At 62.7% G+C, this 22,600-nt stretch carries 20 protein-coding genes; 13 read left to right on the forward strand and 7 right to left on the reverse strand.

Features of this window, described 5'->3' with window-relative positions:
- Positions 1–250 precede the first annotated feature (250 nt).
- The 6 genes from VSX60_RS12775 to rsmA all read left to right on the forward strand — a co-directional run bounded on the left by VSX60_RS12775 (position 251) and on the right by rsmA (position 7,969).
- Positions 251–1,444, forward strand: coding sequence for an LptF/LptG family permease (locus tag VSX60_RS12775; RefSeq protein WP_327624593.1), 1,194 nt, complete (start codon positions 251–253; stop codon positions 1,442–1,444).
- Positions 1,441–2,523 (forward strand): LPS export ABC transporter permease LptG, encoded by a 1,083-nt coding sequence (gene lptG / locus VSX60_RS12780; protein ID WP_327624594.1) that lies wholly within the window; start codon positions 1,441–1,443, stop codon positions 2,521–2,523. Before VSX60_RS12775 ends, lptG begins: the two co-directional genes overlap by 4 nt.
- A gap of 168 nt (positions 2,524–2,691) precedes the next feature.
- The gene (locus VSX60_RS12785) at positions 2,692–4,944 is read left to right on the forward strand and encodes an LPS-assembly protein LptD (protein ID WP_327624595.1); all 2,253 of its coding nucleotides are present in this window, start codon (positions 2,692–2,694) and stop codon (positions 4,942–4,944) included.
- 147 nt (positions 4,945–5,091) lie between these two features.
- Positions 5,092–6,036 (forward strand): peptidylprolyl isomerase, encoded by a 945-nt coding sequence (locus VSX60_RS12790; protein ID WP_327624596.1) that lies wholly within the window; start codon positions 5,092–5,094, stop codon positions 6,034–6,036.
- Positions 6,033–7,091, forward strand: coding sequence for a 4-hydroxythreonine-4-phosphate dehydrogenase PdxA (gene pdxA, locus VSX60_RS12795; protein ID WP_327624597.1), 1,059 nt, complete (start codon positions 6,033–6,035; stop codon positions 7,089–7,091). The genes VSX60_RS12790 and pdxA overlap by 4 nt, the downstream gene beginning before the upstream one ends.
- A gap of 35 nt (positions 7,092–7,126) precedes the next feature.
- Positions 7,127–7,969, forward strand: coding sequence for a 16S rRNA (adenine(1518)-N(6)/adenine(1519)-N(6))-dimethyltransferase RsmA (gene rsmA, locus VSX60_RS12800; RefSeq protein WP_442873095.1), 843 nt, complete (start codon positions 7,127–7,129; stop codon positions 7,967–7,969).
- A gap of 50 nt (positions 7,970–8,019) precedes the next feature.
- Here rsmA and gmk read toward each other — a convergent pair whose 3' ends face one another.
- The 7 genes from gmk to fabD all read right to left on the reverse strand — a co-directional run bounded on the left by gmk (position 8,020) and on the right by fabD (position 14,261).
- The gene (gene gmk / locus VSX60_RS12805) at positions 8,020–8,685 is read right to left on the reverse strand and encodes a guanylate kinase (RefSeq protein WP_327624599.1); all 666 of its coding nucleotides are present in this window, start codon (positions 8,683–8,685) and stop codon (positions 8,020–8,022) included.
- A complete protein-coding gene (locus VSX60_RS12810; RefSeq protein WP_327624600.1) occupies positions 8,682–9,569 on the reverse strand; it encodes a YicC/YloC family endoribonuclease in 888 nt (295 codons plus the stop codon). The genes gmk and VSX60_RS12810 overlap by 4 nt, the downstream gene beginning before the upstream one ends.
- A 37-nt stretch (positions 9,570–9,606) precedes the next feature.
- Positions 9,607–10,722, reverse strand: coding sequence for an endolytic transglycosylase MltG (mltG, locus tag VSX60_RS12815; protein ID WP_327624601.1), 1,116 nt, complete (start codon positions 10,720–10,722; stop codon positions 9,607–9,609).
- Between the two features lie 103 nt (positions 10,723–10,825).
- Positions 10,826–12,091 carry a beta-ketoacyl-ACP synthase II gene (gene fabF, locus VSX60_RS12820; RefSeq protein WP_327624602.1) on the reverse strand — a complete coding sequence of 422 codons (1,266 nt, stop codon included), beginning with the start codon at positions 12,089–12,091 and terminating at the stop codon, positions 10,826–10,828.
- A 40-nt stretch (positions 12,092–12,131) separates the two neighbouring features.
- Complete coding sequence (locus VSX60_RS12825; protein WP_026358398.1) at positions 12,132–12,368, reverse strand: acyl carrier protein; 237 nt, start codon at positions 12,366–12,368, stop codon at positions 12,132–12,134.
- A gap of 178 nt (positions 12,369–12,546) precedes the next feature.
- Complete coding sequence (fabG, locus tag VSX60_RS12830) at positions 12,547–13,284, reverse strand: 3-oxoacyl-[acyl-carrier-protein] reductase (protein WP_327624604.1); 738 nt, start codon at positions 13,282–13,284, stop codon at positions 12,547–12,549.
- Positions 13,285–13,325: 41 nt separating this feature from the next.
- The gene (fabD, locus tag VSX60_RS12835; RefSeq protein ID WP_327624605.1) at positions 13,326–14,261 is read right to left on the reverse strand and encodes an ACP S-malonyltransferase; all 936 of its coding nucleotides are present in this window, start codon (positions 14,259–14,261) and stop codon (positions 13,326–13,328) included.
- Positions 14,262–14,495: 234 nt separating this feature from the next.
- Between fabD and VSX60_RS12840 the strand changes: the two genes are divergently transcribed.
- The 7 genes from VSX60_RS12840 to VSX60_RS12870 all read left to right on the forward strand — a co-directional run bounded on the left by VSX60_RS12840 (position 14,496) and on the right by VSX60_RS12870 (position 22,598).
- The gene (locus VSX60_RS12840; protein ID WP_327624606.1) at positions 14,496–16,589 is read left to right on the forward strand and encodes a putative bifunctional diguanylate cyclase/phosphodiesterase; all 2,094 of its coding nucleotides are present in this window, start codon (positions 14,496–14,498) and stop codon (positions 16,587–16,589) included.
- A 390-nt stretch (positions 16,590–16,979) separates the two neighbouring features.
- Entirely contained in the window at positions 16,980–17,417 is a 438-nt protein-coding gene (rpsF, locus tag VSX60_RS12845; RefSeq protein ID WP_327624607.1) for a 30S ribosomal protein S6, read from the forward strand.
- A gap of 6 nt (positions 17,418–17,423) precedes the next feature.
- Positions 17,424–17,672 (forward strand): 30S ribosomal protein S18, encoded by a 249-nt coding sequence (rpsR, locus tag VSX60_RS12850; RefSeq protein WP_206455025.1) that lies wholly within the window; start codon positions 17,424–17,426, stop codon positions 17,670–17,672.
- Positions 17,673–17,808: 136 nt separating this feature from the next.
- On the forward strand, positions 17,809–18,780 hold the full coding sequence (locus VSX60_RS12855; RefSeq protein WP_327624608.1) for a hypothetical protein: 972 nt from the start codon (positions 17,809–17,811) through the stop codon (positions 18,778–18,780).
- Between the two features lie 32 nt (positions 18,781–18,812).
- Positions 18,813–19,442 (forward strand): 50S ribosomal protein L9, encoded by a 630-nt coding sequence (rplI, locus tag VSX60_RS12860; protein WP_327624609.1) that lies wholly within the window; start codon positions 18,813–18,815, stop codon positions 19,440–19,442.
- A gap of 198 nt (positions 19,443–19,640) precedes the next feature.
- Entirely contained in the window at positions 19,641–20,927 is a 1,287-nt protein-coding gene (locus tag VSX60_RS12865) for a cyclopropane-fatty-acyl-phospholipid synthase family protein (protein WP_327624610.1), read from the forward strand.
- A 186-nt stretch (positions 20,928–21,113) separates the two neighbouring features.
- Positions 21,114–22,598, forward strand: a complete 1,485-nt coding sequence (locus VSX60_RS12870) for a replicative DNA helicase (protein WP_327624611.1) — start codon at positions 21,114–21,116, stop codon at positions 22,596–22,598.
- Positions 22,599–22,600 lie beyond the last annotated feature (2 nt).

The following is a 22,600-nucleotide window of genomic DNA, read 5'->3' on the forward strand; positions in this document are numbered from 1 at the left end:
CTCCTGGAAGATTGTCCTGACTGGACCGGGTCGGCAGCAGCGGTTGTATCGCTCGCCCCTATGATGGTCCCGACCATAGGCTTTGCAAGAGCGATCGCAGCCGTTACACGACGTTAACCACAGTCCTTCGCCCTTCTTTAGCCAAGCTGCTACTGCTATTCGCGGGGCATCGTCCGGCTTTCGGTCAGCCTCGGACGCTAAAAGGCCAAGAGTGATGCCATCGGGCGGCACCTTGTAACGCGCGAGTCTCATGACGCTCCTCGAACGATATCTCTTCAAACGCGCCATTACCTATGCCGCAGCTTCTCTGGCGTCGTTGGTGTTGATCGTCTGGATCGTGCAGGCGCTGGCCCGCATCGATATCATCAAGACCAGCGCATCGGCGGCGGGCAACATTTTCTGGATCGCCCTGATGCTGCTTCCAGATTTGACAGCCGGGGTGGTCCCATTCGCGGTCCTCATCGGCGCGATCCAGGCACTGAACTCGCTGAACACCGACTCCGAACGTCCGGTCATTGCCGCGTCTGGCGCCTCACAATCGGTGATCGCCAAACCCATTATCGCGCTCGGCTTGATCGGCGGACTGCTTATTTTGTTTATCGCCCACATCATCGGCCCAGCCTCGGCGAGCGCCTTTCAAAACGGAATCCGCTCGATCAATGCCGACACCATTACGCTGTTTCTGCAGCCGGGCCGGTTCGAACGGGTGCAACCCGGGCTCGTGGTCAGCATCGGCGCCGCGCGGGGCTCGACCGTCGAAAGTCTCGTCATTGCCGATACGCGCGACGAGACGACCGATCTGACCTATTTCGCCCGCGAGGCAAAAATCCTCAAGCAGGACGACCAATCGCTGCTCCTGCTCTACGACGGCCAACTGCATCGTCGGAGCAAATCCGATGGCGGGATCTCCGTGATCGAGTTTCAGACCTATGCTTTTGACCTTGCAGAGCTGAAACCCGCCACGCAAGGCGACTGGATCCGGGCGTCCGAGCGGAGCACTTTCGCGCTGATTTGGCCCGACCCGAACGATACGCTCTCCCAGACTCGGCCCTCCGTCCTGACGGAGGAATTGACGGACCGGATGACGAACTGGCTTTACGCTTTGGCCTTCGCGTTATGGGCGGTGGTGGTCGCCGGCCAGCCGCGCACCAATCGGCAAGGTACCGGGCCGGCGATGGCCCTTGGGCTGATTGGCGGCCTGGGTCTGAAGGCGATCGGCTTCGTGACGCTATCGCTGATCGAAGAGAGCTACGCCTGGGTCCTGGTGACATATGCGCTACCGCTCGGCGCCATCGCCCTGAACGCCGTCCTGATCATGCGCGATTTCAATCTGTCCCGCTGGTCGCTCTTCGAAAAGTTCGCCAACGCGTCATATCGAATCGGTGCGGCGATCGGGCCTTGGATGCCGTTTCGCCAGTCAGCGCGGGGCGCCGCCGGACGATGACCAACTGGACTTTGAACCGTTATTTCTTCCGACTTTACGTGGTCAGCTTCCTGTCGACGCTGCTTGCCGTCTTCGCGCTGATCTATCTGATCGATATGATCGAGATCAGTCGGCGGGGCGGCCTCCCGGATGTGGGCGTCGGAGCGGTGGCCCTGTTTTCGGCGTTGCGCGTCCCCTCATTTATCGGCCAGGCATTTCCTTTCATTATCCTGTTCTCATCGGTGTACACGCTGCTGACACTCAATCGCCGGCTTGAGCTCGTCGTCGCCCGCGCCTCGGGCGTGTCGATCTGGCAGATTCTGATCCCTTTCGCAGCCGGCTCCCTGCTCATCGGCCTCGCGGCCACCTTCGTCTACAATCCACTGTCGGCCTATACGAAGTCTCTCGCCCAGGACATGCAGGCCATGTCCGACGGCACGGCGCTCGCCGACGATTCCGACCGCGTCCCGTGGCTGAGGCAGAGCAGCGAAGGAATCAGCTCGATACTCGGCGCGACGACGGTGGCGCGTAACGGCGCGCTCCTGGGCGGCGTGACGGCGTTCGTGCTGGGCGATGACGGAATTGTGCGCGATCGCATCGATGCTCCCCGCGCCACCCTGACCGACGGAGCATGGATCCTCGAAGAACCGCGCATCACGCGCATCGGCCGCACACCGGAGTATCCAGCAAGCTATCGGCTTCCGACCAGTCTCAAGCCCGAATATATCGAGCAACGTCTTGCCGACCCGGAGGCGATCTCGATCTGGGAGCTCGGATCGAAGATAAACGTGGCGGCGAGCCTTGGCTTTAACTCCATGGCATTTTCGATGCAGTACAATACCCTGATCGCCCAGCCGGCGCTGTTCATCGCTATGACCTTGCTCGCCGCGACCGTGGCAACGAGGTTTTCGCGGACCGGCCAATCTGGTAGGACGATAGCAGGTGGCGTATTGGCCGGTTTCGTGCTGTACGTCGTGACGTTTCTGGCGAAAGCCCTGGGTAGCAACTCGGTGGTTCCGCCTGTAATTGCCGCCTGGTTTCCGGTCCTGGCGGCAGGACTGGTTGGGGTAACGATCCTGCTCCATCAAGAGGATGGCTGAGTCATGAGTGCGAGGGGGACCGATCGCGGACGACTGGGGGGGACCCGGTCGCATCTGAAAGCCTTTCTTCTGGTGGGAACGGCCGCTTGCGGCCTCGGTTTCGCTGGCACGCTCGCGTATGCTCAATCGACACTTCCGACGGACATTGCTGCTCCCGATGGGGCGCAGATGTTTCTCGAAGCCGATACGGTTACCTATGACAGCGACAGCTCGGTCGTAACGGCTTCCGGCGGCGTCCAGATCGACTACGGATCCTACAAGCTGGTCGCCCGCCAAGTCGTCTACGACCAGAAGACCCGTCGGCTGGTCGCGTCCGGCGATGTCGAATTGCAACAGCCTGACGGCAATAAGCTCTACGCGGACACGATCGACATCACCGACGATTTCCGCGATGGCTTCGTCAAGGCGCTGCGGATCGAGGCGCCCGACAACACGCGCTTCGCCGCAACCGAGGCGGTCCGGCGCGACGGCAGCGTCACGACATTCCAGCAAGGCGTCTATACGGCGTGCGAGGCATGCCGGGCGCATCCGGATCGGGCGCCGCTCTGGCAGGTGAAGGCGCGCAAGATTGTCTGGGACCAGACCGAGAAAGAGATCCGCTATTATGGCGCGCGCTTCGAATTCTTCGGCGCCCCGATCGCTTACCTGCCCTATTTCCAGTCCCCGGACCCGACGGTCAAACGCAAATCCGGGTTTCTGACGCCGGCTTTCCGTTCGTCCGAGGAACTGGGCTACGGGCTGCGCGTGCCGTATTTCATCGCACTGTCCGACGACAAGGACGTCACGGTCGCGGGCACCTACTACACAAAGCAGGGCTTCCTGGCCGAGGCCGAATATCGCCAGGCGGTCAGCAACGGCTTTTTCACTCTGCAGACGGCGGGAATCATCCAGCAGGATCCTGGTGCTTTTGCCGACAAGAATACCGCCTCCTACACCACCCCCGATTTCGCCAACACCGACCGCGGCATGATTGGCACGACGGGGCGCTTCGCGCTGAACGAGCGTTGGACCGTCGGTTGGGACATTCTCCTGCAATCGGATGAGAACTTCTCGGCCACCTACGACATCGCGAATTTCGGTTCGACCTTGCATACGTCGGAAATCTACCTGACCGGCCTCGGCGACCAGAGCTACTTCGACCTGCGCGGCCAAAAGTTCGAATATCAGTCGGTGAATCCCAATCAGGACGACACGCAGCCGCTCGTCGCCCCGGCCTTCGACTACGAACGGATCGAACAGGAGACCGTCCTCGGCGGCGAAGTGAAGCTGGACCTCAATGTCGCTTCGCTCTACCGGGATGAGGATTCGCTCTCCAGGATTTGTGAACCGTCGGCAATTCTCGAGATCGACAGCCGAACGGTTTGCCGCAAGTACCGGACCGACATCCTACGTTACAATGGCCTCGAAGGCGACTACTCCCGCGGCACCGCGCAAGCAGCCTGGAGCGACACCTATACGCTGTCATCGGGGCTTGTCCTCAGTCCAACCGCATCCTTGCGCGGCGACCTCTTCGCCACGGACATGGAATCCGATGGGATTGGCAGTTCCATCGGCGCACTCACTCGTGACGAGTCCGGTGCACGCGGCATGGCGACGGCTGCGATCGAGGCGCGCTATCCCTATCTGATCGAAACCGCGAACGCCTCCCATGTAATCGAGCCGATCGGCCAAATCGTCGTTCGGCCGGATGAGACCCAAATCGGTTTCGTTCCGAACGAGGACGCGCAGAGCCTCGTCTTCAACACCGGCAATCTGTTCCAGCTCGACAAATTCTCCGGCTACGACAGGATCGAGGGCGGAACCCGCGCCAATGTCGGCCTGCGCTACGCCGGAGCGCTGGACAGCGGCTATACGATCGATGCCGTCGTCGGCCAGTCCTACCAGCTGGGCGGAATCAATTCGTTCGCCCAAACCGATTTGGCGCTCGTGGGCTTCGATTCCGGCCTCGAGACCGACCGCTCCGACTATGTGACCTCTTTGGCCTTCGGGACGCCGATCGGGTTCGAATTCGGTGCCCAGGGACGGTTCGACGAGGTCGACTACGCTTTGCGCCGAAGCGATGTCTACGGCTCCTATTCTTCAGCTCTGGCCAGCGCGCAGATCACCTACACGAACATCGCGGCCCAGCCGACCTATGGCTCGATCTCCGATCGCAGCCAGGTCACGGCCTCAGGCAGCCTGAAATTCGCTGAAAACTGGACGGCTTCCGGTGCTTTGGGCTACGACATTGAAAACAGCGCGGTAGTCGAAAAGAAGTTCGGCATCGGGTATGCCGACGAATGTTTCAGCCTGCTTGTTTCCTACAGCGATACGATCGATCGTTATACGCAGGAGTCGAATTCGAAGACGCTGATGTTCCAGGTCGGCCTGCGAACGATCTCCGATTTCAGTCAATCCTACGATCTGAGTGAAGAGAAGTAGTCCCGCACCCGGCCTTCGTAGGTTCGGAGCCGCCCTTCGTCGCTGGGGTACGCGAGGCACTTGCCATCACCATCCTTTCGCCAAAGCCTCGCTATAGGTGACGTACCAATGTACCTGCACGCCATCATCAAGGGAGTTGGTCGGACCATGACCGTTCGCGATTTCATCAACCACACAGCGGTTGCCCTTGCCCTTGTTGCCGCGTCCGCGACAATGGTTGCCACCACGGGGGCTCCCGCCCAGGCGGCGTCCGAGGTTAGCATCGTCGTCAACAATCAACCGATCACGACCTATCAGATCCGCCAGCGCGCGGCCTTCCTCAAACTGCGCCGGGTCGGTGGCAACGCCACGCAAAAGGCGACCGACGAGTTGATCGACGAGGAACTGAAGAAACAGGAAATCCGGCGACGCGGGATCAACATCCCCGATGCTGCCGTCGAGGAGGCCTTCGGAAAATTCGCGGCGGATAACAAAATGAACCAGACGCAATTGAGCGAAGTGCTCACGCGCGCCGGTTTTTCCGCAAGCGCCTTCAAGGATTACATCCGCGTCCAGATGGGCTGGGGTCAGGCCATCCAGTCCAAGCTGCGGACCAGCGACAAGCTCAGCGAGCAGGAGGTCGTTCAGCGCATGCTCGCTCAGGGCGGCAAGAAACCGACGACCACCGAATACACGCTGCAGCAAGTCATTTTCGTCGTACCCGACGGGCAGCGTAAATCGCTCCTCGGCAAGCGGACGAGCGAGGCCAACAGCATGCGCTCGCGCTTCCGCTCGTGCGAGTCGACCTACGACGTCGCCAAGTCGCTGCGGGATGTGACCGTGCGCGATCTCGGCCGCGTTGCCCAGCCGGAACTGCCGCCACGTTGGAAGGACGACATCATCAACACGTCGGTCGGCAGGACGACGCCGGTGAAGGAAACCGACCGCGGCGTCGAGTTCATCGCCGTCTGCAACAGCCGCAACATTTCGGACGATATCGCCGCGGCCATGGTGTTCCAGTCGCGCGACTTGGAAAAGCTGGGCGAAGGTGGCGAGCCAGATGCGGCCTTCCTCAAGGAACTCAAGAGTAAGGCCCGGATCGTCCGCCGATGAGTTCACCGGCCACACAGGCCTCGACCAATCTCGCGCCGATCGCGGTCACTGTGGGCGAACCGTCGGGGGTGGGACCCGACATCGCCCTGGCGATCCATGTCCATCACCGGAACGATCTGCAGTTGTTTTTTCTCCTCGCCGATCCGGTGATGCTGGCCAAGCGGGCAAACCGCCTCGGTTACGACGTCGACATCCACACCATCGCGACGCCGTCTGAGATGGCAGCGATCCGGCCAGGCGCGCTGGCGGTGCTCCCGTTGGTGAACCGTCATCTCGAAGCCCCCGGCGTCGTCGATCCCGTCAACGCGGCCGGCACGATCGAGGCGATCGACCGGGCGACGGCGCTGGTTCTTGAAGGTCAGGCCTCCGCGCTGGTCACGGGCCCGATCGACAAGAAAGCGCTATACGACTTCGGGTTTCGACATCCCGGCCATACCGAGTATCTCGCCGATCTCTGCGGGAGACGACTCGGTGCATCGTTCACCCCGGTGATGCTCCTGACCGGGCCGGAACTGTCCTGCGTTCCCGTGACGATCCATATTCCCATCGCCGCGGTTCCCGGCAGCCTGACAGCCGAACTCATCGAAACGACATGCCGGATTGTCGCGGCCGACTATCGCGAGCGCTTGGGAATCCCGGCGCCGCGCCTGGCGGTATCCGGCCTCAACCCCCATGCCGGTGAAAAGGGCGCGATCGGCAGCGAAGACGAGGCGGTCATACGGCCGGCAATCGCGCATCTGCGCGCCGCCGGGATCGACGCATTCGGGCCGCTGCCCGCCGATACGATGTTCCATCCTGAGGCGCGGCGCGGCTATGACGTCGCCATTTGCATGTATCACGATCAGGCATTGATCCCGGCGAAGACGCTCGCCTTCGACCAGACCGTCAATGCGACGCTCGGCCTGCCGATCATCCGAACGTCTCCCGACCACGGCACTGCCTCTGACATCGCCGGAACAGGGAAAGCGCGCGCCGACAGCTTCATCGCTGCTCTGCGTCTCGCCGACAGAATGGCGACAGCAGCCGCCGTTGCAAGCACGGCCACCGGCGCGTGAGCCCGTCTGATACGCTGCCGCCCTTGCGCGCCGTGATGACCGAGCATGGCCTCGATCCAAAGCGCGGTCTCGGCCAGAACTTTCTGCTCGACCTCAATCTGACGGCGCGGATCGCGCGGCAGGCGCATCCGCTTGTTGGAGCAACGATCGTCGAGGTCGGTCCTGGGCCCGGCGGACTCACGCGCGCCCTACTGGCCGAGGGTGCCGATCGGGTCATCGCAATCGAAAAGGACGGGCGCTGTCTGCCGGCGCTCAGGGCGATCGCGGCTCACTACCCTGGCCGTCTTGAGATCATTGAAGCCGACGCGCTGACAATCGATCCGGCGACGATCGCGCATGCCGGGCCGCTGAAGATCGTGGCCAACCTGCCCTACAATGTCGGAACCCAACTGCTTTTGAATTGGGTCGCGACGGCGCACTGGCCGCCCGTGTGGTCAAGCCTGACGCTGATGTTCCAACGCGAGGTGGCCGAACGCATCGTCGCGGTCCCAGGCTCGGATCATTACGGCCGCCTCGGTGTGCTTACTGGCTGGCGGACACGCGCGCGCATCCTGTTCGACGTCTCACGAGAGGCGTTCACGCCCCCCCCAAAGGTGACCTCGTCCGTGGTCCATCTGCTGCCGATAGCCGATCCCGAACCGGCTTCGCTCGACGCGCTCGAGCGCGTCACCGCTGCCGCATTCGGTCAGCGTCGCAAGATGTTGCGCCAGAGCCTCAAATCCCTGGGCGGCGAAGCGTTGCTCGAAGCGGCGGACATCGACCCGCGGCGCCGCGCCGAGACGCTGACCGTCTCGGAGTTCGTCCGCCTCGCCAATCAAATCCGTAGCGCNTGCTCGAAGCGGCGGACATCGACCCGCGGCGCCGCGCCGAGACGCTGACCGTCTCGGAGTTCGTCCGCCTCGCCAATCAAATCCGTAGCGCGTAGCTTCTAATCGATCTCTTCGGCGAGCAGCGTGGCGGTAAAGTCGAACAATCCCGGTCGCCGGTCGCGGCGAAGCCGCTCGGCGTTGATGATCGATCGCACCGCCGAAAAGGCGCGGTCCAGATCATCATTGACGACCACATAGTCGTAATCGCGCCAGCGCTCGATCTCGACGCGCGCATTCTTCAGCCGTACCGCGATGGTCTCGCCCGAATCCTCGGCGCGGCGCAAGAGCCGGGCTTTCAGCTCGGCCATCGTCGGGGGAAGAATGAAGATCGAGACGATGTCCGCCTTGGCCTGCTCCTGCAGTTGCAGAGCGCCCTGGTAATCGATGTCGAAGAGCATGTCCCTGCCCTCCCGCATCGCTTTCTCGGCGGCATCGCGCGGCGTGCCGTAGAAGTTGCCGTGCACCTCGGCCCATTCGAGCAACGCGTCGCCGGCTCGCATCCGCTCGAATTCCGCCCGGTCGATGAAGCGGTAATGAACGCCGTCGATCTCGCTCGCCCGGCGCTTGCGCGTGGTGACGCTGACCGACAGCGAAAAACGCGGATCGGAATCGAGGAGATTGCGCGCGATCGTGGATTTCCCGGCTCCCGACGGCGAGGACAGCACGAGCATCAGACCGCGGCGTGCGATCGCGAGCGCGGATTCGGTATCGAATATCGACGTCATTCTATGTTCTGCACCTGCTCGCGGAATTGATCGATCACCACCTTCAGTTCCAGGCCGATGGCGGTCAGCGACGTCGAATTCGACTTGGAACAGATCGTATTCGATTCGCGATTGAATTCCTGCGACAAAAAGTCGAGTCGCCTGCCTATCGGACCGCCTGTGGCCAAAAGCGCCCTGGCCGCTTCCACATGGGCCCGGAGGCGGTCGATCTCCTCCCGGATATCAGCCCGCGCCGCAAGGATCGCCGCCTCCTGATGCAGACGCCCTTCATCGAGCCGCTCATCCGCGTTGAGAAGCTCACCTATCTGGCCTCGCAGTCGCTGGCGGATGGTTTCTGGCGACCGACTGGGATCGTCCTCTGCGCGCTCGATCAACGCCGCGATCTCGCCGAGGCGAAGCGCAAGGATCTCGGAAAGGGCGAGGCCTTCGGCTTCCCTGGCTGCGACCAGTTTTTCCACGGCCGCGAGGAAGCCTTGGGCAACGCCCTTCTGGCGCATTTCGCGGGCCTCTGGCGCCAGCGTCCGCTCGGCCACCTCCACAATGCCCTTGATCGCCAGGATTCCGTCTGAGGACGGCGGGCCGGCATGGCCGTCGGCGACAAGGCGGCTCGACAGCGACAACACCTGATCCAGCATCGCTTCGTTGACGGTGAAGACCGGCAGTTCGTCGTCACGCCGAAGCTGCAGGCTGGCCTGGATGTTCCCACGGGTGAGCCGTGCGGCCGCAAGCCGGCGAGTGTCCGCCTCGATCGCCTCGAAGCCCGGCGGCAGGCGCAAGCGCAGGTCGAGCCCCTTGCCGTTGACCGAGCGCAATTCCCAGGCGAAGTCGACGCCGTCGGTGGCCCCTTCGTGGCGGGCAAAGCCCGTCATGCTCTGGACGGACATCGCCTCACCCCTCGTCTGCTATCCGGTGCCAGGTCGCCTATTGCGGCGCTTCCGCGTCGACCCGTTGCTGTCGCTCGATAGCCCGGTATTTCTGCACATTGCGATTATGCTCATCGAGCGTCGATGAAAAGACATGCCCGCCGGTGCCGTCGGCGACGAAATAGAAATCATCGGTTTCGATCGGATTGGCCACGGCTTCCAACGCGGCGCGTCCGGGATTGGCGATCGGACCCGGCGGCAGTCCTTTGATCTTATAGGTGTTGTAGGGCGTGTCGCTGTCGATGTCGGATTGCGTAACCGGCTTGTCGCTCGGCTTGCCGCCGCCGCCATAGACGCCGTAGAGAAAGGTCGGGTCGGACTGCAACCGCATGCCCTTGTTCAGACGATTGATGAACACGGACGCAACATGAGGCCGCTCGCTGGCGATCCCGGTCTCCCGTTCGACGATCGAAGCGAGCGTAATGAACTCACCAACATCCTTGACCGGAATGTCGGGATCGCGCTTCGCCCAAATCTCCGCGACCAGATTGTCCTGAGCCTCTTTCATGCGCTGCACGAGTTCCTTGCGCGTCGCGCCGCGCTGCACGAGATAGGTGTCTGGGCGCAACGTGCCCTCGGGGAGCATGTCCGGCATCTCGCCCGTGAGCACCTCCGCTTCGGCGATCCTCTCGTATGCTTTCTCGACGGTCCAGCCCTCCGGCACCGATACCGAATGGGTGATCGAAGCGCCTACGCGAAGCTTTTCCATGACCTGACGCATGGAGGTTCCCGGAGTGAAACCATACTCGCCGGCCTTCAGGGCGCCGCCGGCGCCCGCGAAACGAACGCCATATTCGAAGATTTGGGCATCGCTGATGATCCCCTCACGTTCGAGCCCACTTGCGATCGTCTGCACGCTGGTGTTGCGCGGCACGACATAGGTCGTTTCCTCGCGCAGCGGTCCCTGGCCCTCGAACTGACTTTTGCCCCAATAGACGACCGCGCCGACGCCGAGCATCAGAAACAGCAAGGCTGAAAGGCAGAAGTTCAGGAAAATAACGAGCTGGTTGCGGGAATGGCGCGAGCGACGCGCCGATTTTGGCGCGCGGGACCCGTCCCCGCCGCCGCTTCGATGCGAGCCGCGATCCCGTTCAGCACCTGGTTGGTCGATCACCGGATCACTCCTGAATGAAATTCCTCGTGGCCGCCGAAGCACACCGGAATGTGGCGAAAGCCCGGATGGCGCTAGGTCCGCGCCCTGCTCGTCCGCCACTCACTCAGTCGGCGAAACGACGCAGAACCAGCGATGCGTTCGTTCCACCGAAGCCGAATGAGTTCGACAGCGCGACGTCGATCGGCTTCTCGCGTTTCACATGCGGCACGAGGTCGATCTTCGTCTCAACCGACGGATTGTCGAGATTGAGCGTGGGCGGCGCAACATTGTCGCGGATCGCCAGCACCGAGAAGATCGCCTCGACGGATCCGGCCGCACCGAGAAGGTGACCGATCGCCGACTTGGTCGACGACATGGTGATGCCGTCGGCCGCATCGCCGACAAGGCGCTCGATGGCGCGAAGCTCGATCTCGTCACCGAGCGGCGTCGACGTGCCGTGAGCGTTGACGTAATCCAGGTCCGACGCGGAGACGCCAGCCCGCTTCATCGCGGCCGCCATGCACCGATAGGCGCCGTCGCCATCCTCCGCCGGCGCGGTGATATGATACGCATCGCCCGAAAGACCGTAGCCGATGACCTCGGCATAGATTCGGGCACCGCGGGCTTTGGCGTGCTCCAACTCTTCCAGAACGACGATACCGGCACCCTCACCCATGACGAAACCGTCGCGGTCGCGGTCATAGGGACGTGAGCCCCTGGTCGGCTCGTCATTGAAGTGGGTGGAGAGAGCCTTGCACGCGGCGAATCCCGCCAGCGACAATCTGCCGACCGGAGATTCGGCTCCACCGGCCACCATCACGTCCGCATCGCCAAAGGCGATCAGCCGTGATGCGTCGCCAATCGCATGGGCTCCGGTAGAGCACGCGGTCACCACCGAATGGTTCGGCCCCTTGAGACCATTGCGGATGGAGACGTGGCCGGATGCCAGATTGATCAGGCTGCCGGGAATAAAGAACGGGCTGACACGGCGCGGCCCTTTCTCGGCAAGGATCAGCGCAGTCTTCTCGATGCCGCGCAAACCGCCGATGCCGGACCCGATCAGAACACCAGTGGTAATCTGGTCCTCATAGGCTTCCGGATGCCAGTTCGCGTCATCCAGCGCCTCCGATGCCGCCGCGACGGCATAAAGGATGAAATCGTCGACCTTGCGCTGCTCCTTCGGCTCCATCCAGTGGTCTGGATCGAAGGTGCCGTTCTGGCCATCGCCGCGCGGAATCTGGCCCGCGATCCGACAAGGCAGATCGTCGACCTCGAAGCCCTCGATCCGCCCCAAGCCGCTTTCGCCGTTCAGCAGACGCTTCCATGTGACGCCGGCACCCGCCCCGAGGGGGGTCACCATACCGACGCCCGTGATGACTACTCGTCTCATCAATCGCTCAATCGCCCCGGCGGACGCTCCGCCAGAAACGTCAGGCCTGGTTCTTTTCGATGAACTTCACCGCGTCGCCGACCGTCAGGATCGTTTCGGCGGCGTCATCGGGAATCTCCACGCCGAACTCTTCCTCGAAGGCCATGACGAGCTCGACCGTGTCGAGGCTGTCGGCACCCAGATCGTCGATGAAGCTCGCGTTCTCGGTGACCTTTTCCTGCTCGACGCCCAGATGCTCGACGACGATCTTCTTCACTCGCTCAGCGGTATCGCTCATGTTCAGTCCTCTATTGCGATTGGTGCTGCCGCTTTCGTTAGACGCGGGGCGGCGCTTTATCAAGCTTGGTGGTCCACAGTGTCGCGGTCCACCACAACGAAAACGGCAAAATCTCTTCTTGGTGGCGGGCGCTTAGCATGCTCCGTCGCGCGGGCCAAGCGTCGCGCACAGGGTCGTGTCAGATCATGGCCATGCCGCCGTTGACGTGCAGCGTCTGCCCAGTGACATAGGCCGCCTCGTTCGACGCCAGGAATACGGCCGCTGCGGCGATTTCGTCCGCTTCGCCCATCCGCTTCATCGGGATTGCCCCCATGATCGCGTCTTTCTGCTTGTCGTTGAGCTTGTCCGTCATGGCGCTGGCGATAAAGCCGGGTGCGATGCAGTTCACCGTGACCGAACGCGACGCGATCTCCTGGGCGAGCGATTTGGAAAACCCGATCATCCCGGCTTTCGCGGCGCAGTAATTTGCCTGGCCCGGATTGCCGGTGACGCCGACGATCGAGGTGATGTTGATGATTCGACCGAATCGGCGGCGCATCATCGGATGCGTCAGACCACGGGTGAGACGGAAGGCCGCGGTCAGGTCGATCTCGATGACGCTGTCCCAGTCTTCGTCAGACATGCGCACGAACAGCCCGTCGCGCGTCACCCCGGCATTATTGACCAGGATATCGACCCCTTGCATCTGGCTCTCGACCGTTTCGGCCAGTGCCTTCTGCTCGTCCCGGTCCGCCAGATTGGCGGGAAAAACCGTCGCGCGATCTCCGAGTGACGCGGCGACCTCTTCCAGCTTCTCCCGACGGGTGCCGTGGAGACCGACGGAGGCGCCGGCGCCGTGAAGCGCCCTGGCGATCGCCTCGCCGATTCCGCCGCTGGCTCCCGTAACGAGCGCCTTGCGCCCGGTCAGATCGAACATCTGTGTCCCCTCTCTCGTTTTCGGTTCTTGCCGTCTGTGGATCAGCCGCCTTCGACAAAGGCCCGCACGTCCTCGGCGGTTCCAATGGCCTTCGCCTCGAGGCTGCGGTCGATGCGGCGGGCAAGCCCGGTCAGTACCTTGCCGCTGCCGATCTCGACGAGGCTGGTGACGCCCGCGCCCGCCAGCCACTCGACGCTTTCGCGCCAGCGGACCTGACCGGTCACCTGGCGAACGAGGCGGCCCCGTATTTCGTCCGGCTCGGATGTCGGGGTCGCGGTGATGTTGGAGACGACCGGCACGACCGGTGCGTCGATCCTGGCCTCGGCAAGGGCCTCGGCCATGCGATCCGCGGCCGGCTGCATCAGCCGGCAATGGAAGGGCGCGGAGACCGTGAGCGGGATCGCGCGCTTGGCGCCCCGCTCGGGCGCCAGCGCCACAGCCCGGTCGACGGCCGCCTTGTCGCCGGAAATGACGATCTGCCCGCCGCCATTGTCGTTCGCCGGTTCGCACACGCCGTCCTCGGCCGCGTCCTGGCAAAGCCGCGCAACTTCGCCCGCTTCGAGCCCTAAAATCGCAGCCATTGCCCCCCGCCCCGGCGGGACAGCCTGCTGCATGGCCAGACCGCGAATGCGCAAGAGCTTGGCTGTGTCGGCAAGCGTCAGTGCGCCGGCCGCCGTCAGCGCCGAATATTCGCCGAGCGAATGCCCGGCGACGAATTTCGCCTGACCGATCCCGAAGCCTTCCGACTCAAGCGCGCGGACTGCGGCCATGGAGACGGCCATCAAGGCCGGCTGCGCGTTCTGCGTCAGGGTCAGCCCGTCTTCGGGGCCCTCGAAGATCAGAGACGACAGTTTTTCGCCAAGCGCTTCGTCGACCTCCTCGAAGACCTTGCGACTATCCGGATAGGCGTCGAACAACGAGCGTCCCATGCCGACGCTCTGACTGCCCTGCCCTGGGAAGACCAATGCCATAGTCATGCGAGTACTCCCGATCATCCTCGTAACTGACGCTCGCAATGGTTTGGGGAAGGCGTCCCTGTCAAGGGCAGCGGCATTGGCGGCGAAGTATCGCAATAAAACGGTGGTGTGCGGGTTTGTACGATCAACTTAAGATTGTCTCAACGGAATCCGAAGAAAATATCAGTCGACCAACTTTGACGACACGATCACAGGTTTATCGATGGCGGAATCGACATTGAAAATACGCTTCAGATGAAGAAGGCGGATTGCGACCAGAGGCGCATCACGGCCGAGCACGCCATGATGCGCGAGATGCTGGATAACACGGACCACGGCGTCGTGCTCTATGATCACGATGCCGCCGAGGGCCAGGTCGTGGCCTTCTTCAACGCCAAGGCAGCGAGCTATATGGAGCTTCCTGCGGGTATGTTGCGGGTCGGTCTGCCGCGGCATGCCATCACCGCGTATTGCCAGCAACGCGGCGACCATCCCGACGACTTCATCTCGGCCGACCATCTTGCACGCGTGGAAAGCGGCACCGCAGTGGAGGTTCTCGCATGTCGCCCTTCCGGACGCCGGATTCTCGCGCGCTCCTTTCCCAGAACCGCCGAGGCTGGTTCGCTCACTCTCTATATCGACGTGACCCGCAGTATCGTCAGCGCGCAACGATTGCGCGAAAGCCGAGCGGAATACCGCGCCATGGCCGAGACCGCGCCAATCGGCTTCATTAAAATAGATGCGACGGGAAATGTGCTGTTCGCCAATTCCGCCGCGGGCGAGATGTTCGAGGGGGCCCCCTCCGGCACAGATCTCTTCGCGCGCATCAGGCCGACCGACGGCGAGTCTTTCGCAGACAAGATTCGCATGTCCCAAAGTTTCCAGGCCGAACTCAAAATGCCGTACCATTCGCGGCACCTGATCGTGGCGATGTCACCGTGGAACGGTGCTCACGTCGTCCCCGAACGCATGTTGGCGTTGACCGACGTCACGTCGCTGACCGTTGCCCGCAAGCAGATCGAGCATATGGCCCGACATGACCCCTTGACCGGGCTCGGCAATCGCACGCTTTTCGCGGAGACTTGGGCGAGATTGATGAACGGTGACGAGTGCCACCAAACCGTCGGCGCCATGATCACTGTAGATCTCGATCATTTCAAGCTTGTCAACGACGACTACGGACACGGGGTCGGCGATCTGCTGCTGCGAAACGTCGCCGAGCGCATCCAGTCGGGCTTGGAACGAAATGCAACGGCCTTCCGCCTTGGCGGTGACGAATTCGCGGTCGTCATCGAGAAGCCCAATCCGGGCGAATGCCTGGCGGTGGCGAAAGCGTTGGTGGGTCTCATTTCACAACCCTTTCCGATCGCCGATCTGACGCTGACCATCGGCTGCTCGGCGGGCATCGCCTCGATGCCCGAAGACGGCAGAACCGTCGACGATCTGCAACGAGCGGCCGACGTCGCGCTCTATCAGGTCAAGCGTAACGGCCGCGGCGGCGTCGCTCATTTCGACCCCGCTCAAGAACGGAAGATGGGCGAGCGACGGCGCCTGGAACTGGATTTGCGCCGGGCCGTCTCGGAGGAATCATTCACCCTCGTCTATCAGCCGCAACTGGACCTCCGGACGGGACGGATCACCGGCATGGAAGCTCTGATCCGATGGGAAAACAAGCGCTTGGGACGGATGGTGCCGCCGTCGCAGTTTATTCCCATCGCCGAGAGCTGCGGACTGATCACGCTGATCGATCTGTGGGTGATCCGGAGCGCGGTCGAATGCATGCGTGCGTTCATCGATGCCGGCATCGAGCATCCCTTTACCTCGATCAACCTTTCGCCGATCTCGTTGGCACGTGAGGAAATCGTCAGCCAGTTAACCCACGCCCTTGAGATCCACCGGGTTCCCCCGAACCTTCTGGAGATCGAGATCACGGAAAGCGTGGCGATCACCGACAAAGAGCTGGTCGGGAAAACCCTGCTGGCCATCCAGAATGCAGGCATCAAAATCGCGATCGACGACTTCGGCGCCGGGCATACAAGTCTGGCATACATCCAGGCGCTTCCGATCAACCGCGTCAAGATCGACCGCTCGATCATCAATGGCATCGGACGGGACGAATCCACCCACGCCATCGTTGCCACGATCCTCGACCTTTGCGGTCGACTGGGACTGAAACTCACCGCAGAAGGAATCGAGACGGCGGAACAATGGGAAGAACTGCGCGCCCTCGGCACGATCGAGGGGCAAGGTTTTTATCTGGGGCACCCGGAAGCACCCGAGGTCCTGCTCGAGCGACTGCGGAGAGAGATGCCGAGCGGTTCGTCCCACCACCGCGCCGCGACCGCCTGACCTCCAAGCGCCCGAACTCAATCCGCGCACCTGCGTCGGATGGACCTACCGACATGGCCGCAGCTTGACGCGCGTGCCGCGACGGCGCCGATAGCGGACGCGGCGTCGCCTCCATTGCTTCGATTTCAACAAGGGCTTGAAAATTCCGCGCAAACCGGATAGGTCCGCGACCGTCAATGCTTGGGTCTCAGCTGGGGGCTGAACGGAAGGCTGCCGGATTGCCGGCAACAGGATGCCGCAGGGCATCGGCTTCCCGTGTCTCCGCTCTCGACGCTCTCGTACAGGCGCCTTTCCAAATTGACCCGATCGTCGGGTTTCGCAGGGAAGTCGCAGAGGCTTAGCCGCTGTACCCAGGCAAAATGCGAACGAAACATGGAAAGGCGATAGCGCATGGCTCTTTACGAGCACGTATTCCTCGCGCGCCAGGACATCTCCAATCAGCAGGTCGATCAGCTCGTCGAGCAGTATCGTGGCGTGTTGGAGTCCAATGGCGGGTCGGTCGGCAAGGTCGAGAATTGGGGTCTGAAGACCCTGACCTACCGGATCAACAAGAACCGCAAGGCCTACTACACCCTCATGAACATCGACGCCCCGTCGGCGGCGGTCCAGGAAATGGAGCGCCAGATGCGCTTCAACGAGGACATTCTCCGCTACATCACGATCCGCGTCGATGAGCACGAGGAAGGCCAGTCGGCCATGATGCAAAAGCGCGATGACCGGCCCCGCCGTGGCGGTCGCGACGATCGTGGCGGTCGCGAAGACCGCGGTCCCCGGCGCGATCGCGACGACGATCGCCCTCGCCGTCCCCGCGACAACGATTCGGAGTAGCCCCAGATGGTCGATATCGCTCAGCTTCCCACCCGCCGGCCGTTCCACCGCCGCCGCAAGTCCGATCCGTTCGCCGGCACCGATTCGCCGAAGATCGACTACAAGGACGTTCGCCTCCTGCAGCGCTACATTTCCGAGCGCGGCAAGATCGTCCCGTCCCGGATTACCGCTGTGTCGCAGAAGAACCAGCGGGCGCTTGCCCGTGCGATCAAGCGTGCCCGTTTCCTGGGCCTGCTGCCCTACCTGATCAAGTAAACTCGTCTACTCGATCCGGAGCGGCGTCTCGCGATGCCGCTCCGCTTCCCTCCGCGTCAGGCCGCGGACGGAATGTCATTCAGCCTAGTTGGGGCCGAGGCCTCTAACTGCCGCGAGCAGGACAGCGCAAGACGTCATGAAACCAGCCACGCTCCTCATCGCCGTCGTATCGGGCCTTGCCAGCGCGCTTCTGTTCGCGGGGCTCGTGCTGCAGTCGACCTCGGCGATCAGTTTTGCCCTGGCGGCCCCCATCCCGATCGCTATTGCCAGTCTCGGCTGGGGTTCGGTCGCTGGCTTTATTGCGTCCGCAGTCGCCGGCATGACGATTTACGCCATTGCCCTGTCCGTCCCGAGCGCGCTGACCCTGTTCGGGACCATGGCGTTGCCGATGGCGGTCGCGGGCCACCTTGCCGGATTGGCGCGTCCCACGGTCGAACCCTTGCTGGCCAACGGAGCCGCCTCGGCCGGCAAATCCAGGAGCAATCTCGACTGGTACCCCCTGGGGCGCGTGCTGTTCGCGATCTCGGCGATGGCGATTGTCGCTTGCCTGTTTCTCGGGTGGCTGCTCGGCTATGACCCGGACGGGTTCGTCCCGGCGGTTGTCGAGGCGCTCGGCCAGGGCGGCGGCCCAGGGATGGAGACGCTGAGCGAAACGCAATTGCGCGAGTTCGCGAAACTGGTCATCGCTCTCGTGCCTTACGTCCAGCCGGCGCTCCTGACCGTCACGCTCGTCAGCGGGCTTTATCTCGGCGCGGCCGTCGTGCGCGTATCCGGCCGCTTGCCGCGACCCAAGGATGATATCCCCTCGGCGACCCACTTGCCGAAAACAACCCTTCTCATCTTCGGCGTGGCGCTTGCGGTCGCCTTCATCGGCGGAACCATCGGCCTCGTCGCCGCCGTTGTCGTCGGTGCGTTGGGGGCCGCCTTCACCCTGGTGGGGCTGGCGAGCCTCCATCGTCGCACCCGGGGGCGTCCGGGCCGAGGCCTGGTGCTGTTTACGAGTTATGCGGCGATCCTGCTGCTGTCTTTCCCGATCGTGCTGTTCATGGCGCTCGGGCTCTTCGAAACCTGGCGCGGCCGACAAGGGCCGTCGCTCAGCCAATCCTGAACAACCGATCCCGATCCAGAAAGGACAAGATCATGGACGTCATTCTTCTCGAACGCATCGCCAAGCTCGGCCAAATGGGTGACACCGTAAAGGTGCGCAACGGCTTCGCCCGCAATTTTCTCCTGCCGACTGGTCGCGCGCTGCGCGCCAACGATGCCAACCGCGCGCGCTTTGAAGCGGAGAAGAGCCAGCTGGTAGCTCGCAACGAATTGCGCAAGGGCGAAGCCAAGAGCGTCGCCGCGACGCTCGAAGGCAAGCGATTCGTCGTCGTGCGCTCGGCCGGCGAAACCGGCCAGCTCTATGGGTCGGTATCGACCCGCGACATCGCCGACATCCTCGCCGGCGAGGGCTTCAAGGTCGGCCGCAACGAGATCCAGCTCAACGAGCCGATCAAGCGGATCGGGCTGCACCCAATCACCATCGCGCTTCATGCCGAGGTCGAAGTCGAGATTTCGATCAACGTCGCCCGCTCTCCCGACGAGGCAGAGCGTCAGGCCCGCGGCGAGGAACTCACCTCCGCCGATGCCATCTACGGCCTCGACGAAGAGGAAAGCTTCGACGACGAGGAGCAGGAAGACGGCGAGGAGCGGGACGACGGCGAGGATGCTTCGGGCGAAGCGTCCGCTTCCGACGACACGGCAGAGAGCGACGAAGCTCAGTAGAACCGCGGGCTGACCGGCGCGATTTCAGCCGCGTTCGGCATGCAGTCAGCGTGAGAGTGTGAAAGGCTTCGCTTCGGCGGAGCCTTTTTTGTTGCCATTGGCGTCTTTGCACCTAAATCTAACAGCGCAGCTTATGTTTTCGCACTCCGGCGGCCATGAGTGGCCGCGGATTCTCTGGACCAAGGTCAGGGGATTTCGATGACGAACCGCGTTCTGTCTACCTATCTCTCCCACCTTTTTCGCTTCGGGAACCTGACCGTCACGGATCCGGATGGCCGTTCGTCGCGATGGGGCGACGGGACCGGCAAACCGTTGCACATTCGGTTCAATTCGAAGTCGGCGGAGTGGGGTGTCGCAATCAACCCCGGTCTTAAATTCGGCGAAGCCTACATGAATGGCGGCGTCGATATGGTCGAGGGCAGCATCTTCGACCTCCTCAGCCTGGTGTTCCGCAATGGCGGCAGCGATGCGGCGAACGAACCCTGGATGCAGGCGATCGCCCGGATGCGACTGCTCTATCGCCGCTATATCCAGAACAACACGCCGCAACGGGCACGCGCCAACGTCCATCACCATTACGACCTGTCGAGCCAGTTATACGATCTGTTCCTCGATACGGACCGGCAATACAGTTGCGCCTATTTCGAAGATCCGAATGCCAGCCTCGACCAGGCCCAGCTGGCCAAGAAGCGCCATATCGCAGCCAAGCTCTTCTTCGACCGGCCGGACCTGCGGACGCTCGACGTCGGCTGCGGCTGGGGTGGGCTCGGGCTGTATATGGCCCAGCACCTTGACGCGAAGGTGACCGGGGTCACGCTGTCCGACGAGCAGCTGGCGATCGCGCAACGTCGGGCTGCCGACTCGGGGCTTACCGGACACGCCGATTTCCGATTGGAAGACTATCGCGACACCCAAGGCCCCTTCGACCGGATCGTCTCGGTGGGCATGTTCGAGCATGTCGGTCTCGACTTCTATGAAGACTATTTCGGGCAATGCGCGCGTCTCCTCGACGACGACGGGGTCATGCTGCTGCACACGATCGGGCGAATCGAAGAGCCGGCGAACACCAACGCCTTCATCGGCAAATACATTTTCCCGGGCGGCTACCTGCCCTCCCTGTCGCAGGTGACGAAAGCCACCGAGCGCAGCGGCCTGATCGTCACCGACGTCGAAGTTCTCCGGCTGCATTATGCCGACACACTGCGGCATTGGCGGGAACGCTTCGAAGCCCGGCGCGAGGAGGCCAAGGCGATCTATGATGAGCGATTCTGCCGCATGTGGGAATTTTACCTCGCGGTGTCCGAAACGGCGTTTCGCTGGCAGGATCTCGTCGTGTTCCAGGTCCAGCTGACGAAGAAGCTCGATACCCTCCCGACCGCGCGCGACTACATCTACGAAACCGAGACCCGGTTGCGGCAGAAGGAACAGGCTGCGGACCACGCTAGGCGTTCCGAATCATGGGGCGGCCGCAACGCGGCGGAGTAACCAGCGCGGTTTTGCGCGCAATCTGGTGTCAACGTGCGGCGGATTTTATCCCCGGAGTTATGCACAGCGCTTCACAGGTTTCAGCGAACCCATTCATATCGTCGCAAGAGTGCCAATTTGCTAGGATCACGGCGGTCCATGGTGTAGTCCGAGCACATCCTGAAACGGCGGTAGAGGTCACGCGGCATGGCGGATGCGGCGCGTAAAATCGATGACGAAACGGCGTTGTATCGTGAGGCTCCGAGCAACATCGAGGCCGAGCAGGCGTTGCTCGGCGCCATGCTGGTCAACAACGACGCCTATTATGTCGTCCACGACTTTCTGAAACCCGACCACTTCTTCGAGCCGCTGCACCGGGAGATCTTCGGCAAGACGTCCGAGATGATTCGGATGGGCAAGATCGCCAATCCGGTGACGATCAAGACGTTCCTCGCGGCCAACGACAAGGTGGGCGATTTCACCGTCGCACAATATCTCGCGCGGCTTGCCGCCGAGGCGACGACCATCATCAACGCCACCGACTACGGTCGGGCGATCTACGATCTGGCGATTCGCCGCTCGCTGATCCGGATCGGCGAGGATGTGGTCAACATCGCCTTCGACGCGCCGCTCGACATGGAGCCGAAGAGCCAGATCGAGGACGCGGAGCGCCGCCTGTTCGAGTTGGCCGAGACCGGCCGCTACGACGGCGGCTTCCAGTCCTTCACCGACGCGGTGACGCTGGCCGTCCAGATGGCCACCGCCGCCAAGGACCGCGATGGCGGCCTCTCCGGCGTTTCCTCGGGCATTATCGGGCTCGACGGGCGCATGGGCGGGCTGCAGGCCTCCGATCTGATCATCCTCGCGGGCCGTCCGGCCATGGGCAAGACCTCGCTCGCGACCAATATCGCCTTCAACATCGCGGCCGCCTACGAGCCGGCCGAGCAGGCGGACGGCAGCTTCAAGGCGAAGAATGGCGGCGTCGTCGGTTTCTTCAGCCTGGAAATGTCGGCCGAACAGCTCGCCACCCGCATCATCTCCGAACAGACCGAGATCTCCTCGTCGAAAATCCGGCGCGGCAACATCAACGATCAGGAACTCACCAAGCTGATCGGCTGCTCGGAGATGATGCAGAAGCTGCCGCTTTATATCGACCAGACCGGCGGTATCTCGATCGCGCAGCTTTCGGCCCGCGCCCGGCGTCTAAAGCGGCAGCGCGGGCTCGACGTAATGATCATCGACTATGTCCAGCTGATGCAGGGCTCCAGCCGGACCCAAGGCAACCGCGTCCAGGAAATCACCGAGATCACCACCGGCCTCAAAGCCCTGGCCAAGGAACTGAACGTGCCGATCATCGCCTTGTCGCAGCTCTCGCGACAGGTGGAAAGCCGCGACGACAAACGGCCGCAGCTCTCCGATCTGCGCGAATCCGGTTCGATTGAGCAGGACGCCGACGTGGTGATGTTCGTCTATCGCGACGAATATTACCTCGCCAACCGGGAGCCGAAGCCGGGCACCGACGAACATTTGAAATGGGAGCAGGCCCTGAACGACGCGCGCGGCAAGGCCGAGGTGATTATCGCCAAGCAGCGTCACGGCCCGACCGGAACCGTTCCCCTCGCCTTCCAGGCCGAATACACGCGCTTCACCGATCTCGCGGACGACAGCTATCTTCCCGAGCGGTTCGAGTAGTC

Source organism: Aurantimonas sp. A3-2-R12 (assembly GCF_036016755.1).
In the GTDB taxonomy this organism is placed as follows: domain Bacteria; phylum Pseudomonadota; class Alphaproteobacteria; order Rhizobiales; family Rhizobiaceae; genus Aurantimonas; species Aurantimonas coralicida_A.